5 protein-coding genes and 1 pseudogene are annotated in these 4,831 nt (G+C 40.7%); all 6 read left to right on the top strand.

The genetic code is table 11. The features are described 5' to 3' along the window. On the top strand, window positions 1–293 hold a 293-nt coding region (gene tssD, locus B2V92_RS21295), incomplete at its 5' end, for a type VI secretion system tube protein TssD (RefSeq protein WP_293312020.1). A gap of 88 nt (window positions 294–381) precedes the next feature. After that, on the top strand, window positions 382–1,101 hold the full coding sequence (locus tag B2V92_RS21290; RefSeq protein ID WP_293312019.1) for a hypothetical protein: 720 nt from the start codon (window positions 382–384) through the stop codon (window positions 1,099–1,101). Between the two features lies 1 nt (window position 1,102). Next, window positions 1,103–1,939, top strand: coding sequence for a hypothetical protein (locus B2V92_RS21285; RefSeq protein WP_293312018.1), 837 nt, complete (start codon window positions 1,103–1,105; stop codon window positions 1,937–1,939). Between the two features lie 23 nt (window positions 1,940–1,962). Beyond that, window positions 1,963–3,762, top strand: a complete 1,800-nt coding sequence (locus tag B2V92_RS21280) for a type VI secretion system Vgr family protein (protein ID WP_293312017.1) — start codon at window positions 1,963–1,965, stop codon at window positions 3,760–3,762. 2 nt (window positions 3,763–3,764) lie between these two features. Beyond that, window positions 3,765–4,568, top strand: a complete 804-nt coding sequence (locus B2V92_RS21275; RefSeq protein ID WP_293312016.1) for a hypothetical protein — start codon at window positions 3,765–3,767, stop codon at window positions 4,566–4,568. A 3-nt stretch (window positions 4,569–4,571) separates the two neighbouring features. Beyond that, window positions 4,572–4,831, top strand: a pseudogene (locus B2V92_RS21270) (hypothetical protein); the annotation flags it as partial.

Below are 4,831 nucleotides of genomic sequence, written 5' to 3'. Positions count from 1 at the left end.
CAGGTGTTTATGGTGGTACCATCCACATCGAAATCGAATCAACCGAAGATACCTCGGTAATCGAATCAATGGTTAATAACCAATATAAGCCACAGGCAGGTAGCATTACCTTCAAAAAAGGCGAAGAAGATGCAAAAATGAAAGAATTAACTTTCGAAGATGCATATATCATCCAATATAGCGAAGGTATTGCGGTAAACGACAATACACCAATGACCTTAAATTTCGTAGTATCAGCCCGTAAGCTAAAGCTGGGTAATGCAGAACACGAAAACGATTGGCCAAAAGCTTAATCCGATATAAATCGTTATTAGTTGCCCGCCAAAATAGGCGCTAATAACGATTTTTTTGTTTTTGGGGTGTGATAAAAAAGGGCTACCTATGGCTACCGACTTAGAATACATTAACCTGTTCAATTCCTGCACAATATCTCCGTTAAAATCTGCTGAGATCAACCGGATTATCGACGATAAAATCTTAAATAATAAATCAAGATATCAGGCGGTAAGGAATAAACTGCTCAATTTAACTGCGTACACTTATCGCAGCACCTGTTTTGTAGATGAACCTGATGGAGATCTGTTGAAAAAGAACCCTAAAATGGCCAATAGCTTTTTTAACAGGACATTTTCAGAAACCGGTCTTTTTCCCGAAAATACGGGTATTCCATGGTATTTCATCGCCTGCGTACATTACCGCGAAAGCAATTCGGATTTTACCAAACACCTCCATAACGGCGACCCGCTTAGCGGCTTTACCCGTCAATATCCTGCCAACCGGCCTAAAATCAGTCACGGTCCGCCTTTTACTTTCGAAGAAAGTGCAGTTGATGCTTTAAAATTGCGTGGCCTGGATAAAGAAACCGTATGGTCGCTGCCCAAGGTTTTGCTACGTTTGGAGCAATACAATGGAGTGGCCAAAGCCTATCAGAACAACAACATCAATTCGCCTTATTTATGGGGCGGTTCTAACCTGTACACTAAAGGAGGTTTTCCAAGAGATCATGTTTTTAGCCTCGATTATGTAAATAAACAGATCGGGACGGCTGTTATTTTAAAGGCAATGGAAAATAGGGGAATTATTAATATACCGAGGCAATAGTATGAAAATAACGGGCATTTTATTTTTTTCTTTGGCTTTGCTGCTGTTTTCGTGCGAAGCAAAGCATGATGAACAGCAAAATGCGGTGCAGGTAATTGATTCTGCAAGGCAAAATGATAAACAAACAATATCTGCAGAAAACGATTCGCTCGAAAAACTGGCCGATAAAATGGTGGCTTCGAGAGAAAGTTATTTAAATGATGGAAATACCGGTGCGGAAGAAGTTTTTATAAAAGCACTTACAACGGCGTTACAAGAACCTGATGCCTTTGAAAAGGATTTCGCTGGGTTAAAAAAATACGAAATCAATATAATTACCTCCGACGATCATAAACTCAGGCTGTTTTACTGGCTTTCTCCATATTCGGGTTCCATGTGGCATGTGCAGAACATCATTCAATATAAAGATGAAAAAAATGTAATCACTGCGCTTTCATTTAACAGCCTTTACGAGGATAAGGATGACGAAGGAAGTCCAACACCATTTTTTGACCATGTTTATGCTTTAAATACGCAAAAAAGCTATCTGTTTACCGGTTACGGGCAGATGAGCGGAACCGAGCCTTACAGTGTGAGTCATGTTTTGGTTATTGATCATGATAAATTCAGTATCAATAAACCGCTGTTCAGATTGGGGAAATCTGTTAAATCCCAATTGTTCGCATCAGCCGATCTTAAAGAAGATCAGGACAAGGAAAAACTCATCGCCCAACTGGCAATAACCTATAATCCCAAAGATAAAACCATCAACTATCCCGAGGTTAACGAAACAAAAAACGGATCGGTTTTCAATGGAAAAAGAAATGTTTTAACCTTTCGTGATGGAATGTTCAAGTAGTAATAAACTATTATTTAGTTGATATGGAAAAGAAATTAATCACTGAAATTAACATAGAAGATAAGGCGATCACGCATTTTGCTTCCTTTAGCTTAAAGCAGGCCTTTAATGTACACCATTACTTCGAACTGCGCTTTAACCACGATCAAATGGGCTCGCCCGGAATGATCAATTTAAACGACAGCCGCGATTTTGTGGGTAAAACCCTTACCGCCTCTTTCGGTTACGATGCGGGCAGCTTACAGGAATTTGCCGGTTTGGTAACCAAGGTAGAGCTGGCGCAGAGCCATGGCTATCATGGTGTATTGATTGTGAGCGGCTATAGCCCCACCATTTTAATCGATCGCGGGCCTGACCTGGGCTCTTACCTGGATAAGGATTTAAATTCGATTGTTAACCTGGCTACTTCAGAAGTGCCTTCCAACGATATTAAAATTGTGGCCAATGCAGCCAGAAAGGAACCGATCGATTATCTGATACAATACCGTGAGAGTGATTTTGATTTTCTCAACAGGTTATCGGGCGAGTACCATGAGTGGTTTTATTACGATGGCAAGCAATTGAATTTCGGCAAGCCCGATAAACTGAAAGAAGTTGCCCTTGTTTATGGCCGCGATGTGCAGAACCTGCAATATGCCATGGAAATTGCGCCGATAAAAAATAAACGTTTTGCCTATAATCCTAAACAGGATGAGATGCTGCTGAGCGAAAGCAGTGGTGCAGGTGATGGATCTCCTGATCTGGCACATGCCATACAGGTATCGAATACGATGTACAGCAAAACTTTTAACCAACCTTCATTAATCAGGGTTGATAACAGCAATGATATTAAAGCGCATGTACAGAATGAAGAAAAGGCACATATCAGCGACCTTTTAAAGGTGCATGCCAGTGGAGACAATGCTGCTTTAGGTATAGGCACTACTGCCGAAATTACCATGAGCGTAAGAAAAGAACTCGCATTTGCCACCGAAAGCCTTGGCAAGTTCCTCATCACCAGCATTAACCACGATATTGATGGCACAGGGAAATACTATAATACTTTCGAAGGCGTAGTGGCCACAACCGAGCGTTTATTGGTTAAAAACTACACCAGGCCAAACCCTGATATGCAATTGGCCGATGTTATCGATAATGCCGATCCGCAGGGTCAGGGCCGTATTAAGGTAAAGTTTAAATGGGAATGTAAAACCAATGATGTTACTGAATGGCTGCGGGTAATTACGCCCGACGCCGGAAGCAGCGAAAAAGTAAGCAAAAACAGGGGCTTTGTATTCATCCCCGAAATTGGCGATCAGGTGGCATTAACTTTTGAAGAAGGTAACATTGCCCGTCCGATTGTACTGGGTTCGGTATTCCATGGTAAAAGTGGCAGTGGCGGTAGTGCGAGCAATAACAGTAAAAGCCTCACTTCTAAAAGCGGGCATACCTTTACGATGGATGATGGCGGCGGGATGCTGTTGAAGGATAAAACAGGTTTAAATCACATTTCAATTGATGGAAAAAATGCCATTACGGTTACTACCGATAACAATATTAAACTGCAAACCGGAAATGTGATGATTATTATGGATAAGGAAACAGATAAAATTATTATCCAGGCCAAAAATATAGAAATCCGTGCGGCAGATGATTTTAAGGTAACCGGGGATGGGGCGCCAAGTAAAAACGGCAGTATGGAATTTGAGACCAAACTAGCTATTCTGTCGAAAAATGAACTGGCGCTTAATGGTGAAACCAAAGCCAGTTTAAATGGGAAAGATGTCAATATTGTTGGGAGCAAAACCGTTATTGATGGTTCACCGGTTAAAATCAATTCTTAGATATGGAGAAAGTATTCGAGAAAAATTATCAGCTGCAGGTTAGGGGGAATGTTAAAATGTTAACGATGATGGATAGTTTTTCTACTTTGGGAAAGTATACATTATCTTATTTTGGGCAAAATGCCGTCAAAACGGAACTTCAGGATTACGTTATCGAAGAAAAAGAGGTGAAGTTAACCGAATATTATGATCCGAACACCTTTCAGTTAATAGAATATGTAAATAAGCTTGCATACATCTACAGCAGGCAACAGGTTTGCATTAATAGCGATGGGAATATAAAAGGATTGTTAAACCTTCCTGAGATAAAATCAAAATGGGATAAACTTAAAAAAGAGTTGATGCAAACCAATCCTATTGCCGCGTTTGAAATCATCAGACATAAAGAAAGGGAGTTGTCCAATCCGCCCGAGTTATTGGAAAACCTGGAGAATACCCATTTTATGCATTTATTCCTATATGCATTTAATTATACTGCTGATGGGATTGAATACCACAAAAAGAAAAGTGTTAGGGACCGTATGGGGATAGGATTTTTAATCCCCGTAAACCAGAGCTTTTCTTCAGAGGTGACCGAAAACGGATACGTGATAAATGCCGAGGCTACGTTGGATGATCATGGTAAAATCGATAAACAGATGATTGCGAAGGTTACGGGGCAGAAAGACTTTGATATTAAACATTATACACAGGCATCCTTTACCTATAATACATCGGGCATATTGCAGGGTGCCGAAATGAAAGTGTTCGAACAGATAAATAATGATTATAAATCAGATTTATATTTAAATCTGGATAGCATTTAGGTTATGGCTAGTGAAGATTTACAATGGTTAACAGAAAAACACTACCTGGTTTGTCCTAAAGGAGCCATGTTTAAACAGATGAAGGTAACCAGTCAGGATCAGGTAACCTTTAGTGGCAATAAGGTAGCTACAACAGCCGATACCATGGCTGCCAATGTTTTTATATGTTTGGGTAGCATGGCATTTATGGCAGGTGCTATTGCGGGCTTATTGGTAGCCGCCCTGGCGCTGCTGGCAGTACCCGTTGCCGGATGGGCACTGGC

It is taken from the genome of Pedobacter sp. UBA5917 (genome assembly GCF_002432345.1).
GTDB lineage: Bacteria > Bacteroidota > Bacteroidia > Sphingobacteriales > Sphingobacteriaceae > Pedobacter.
The sequence above is the reverse complement of the archived record's forward strand: the minus strand, read 5'-3'. Positions and strand labels throughout refer to the sequence as shown.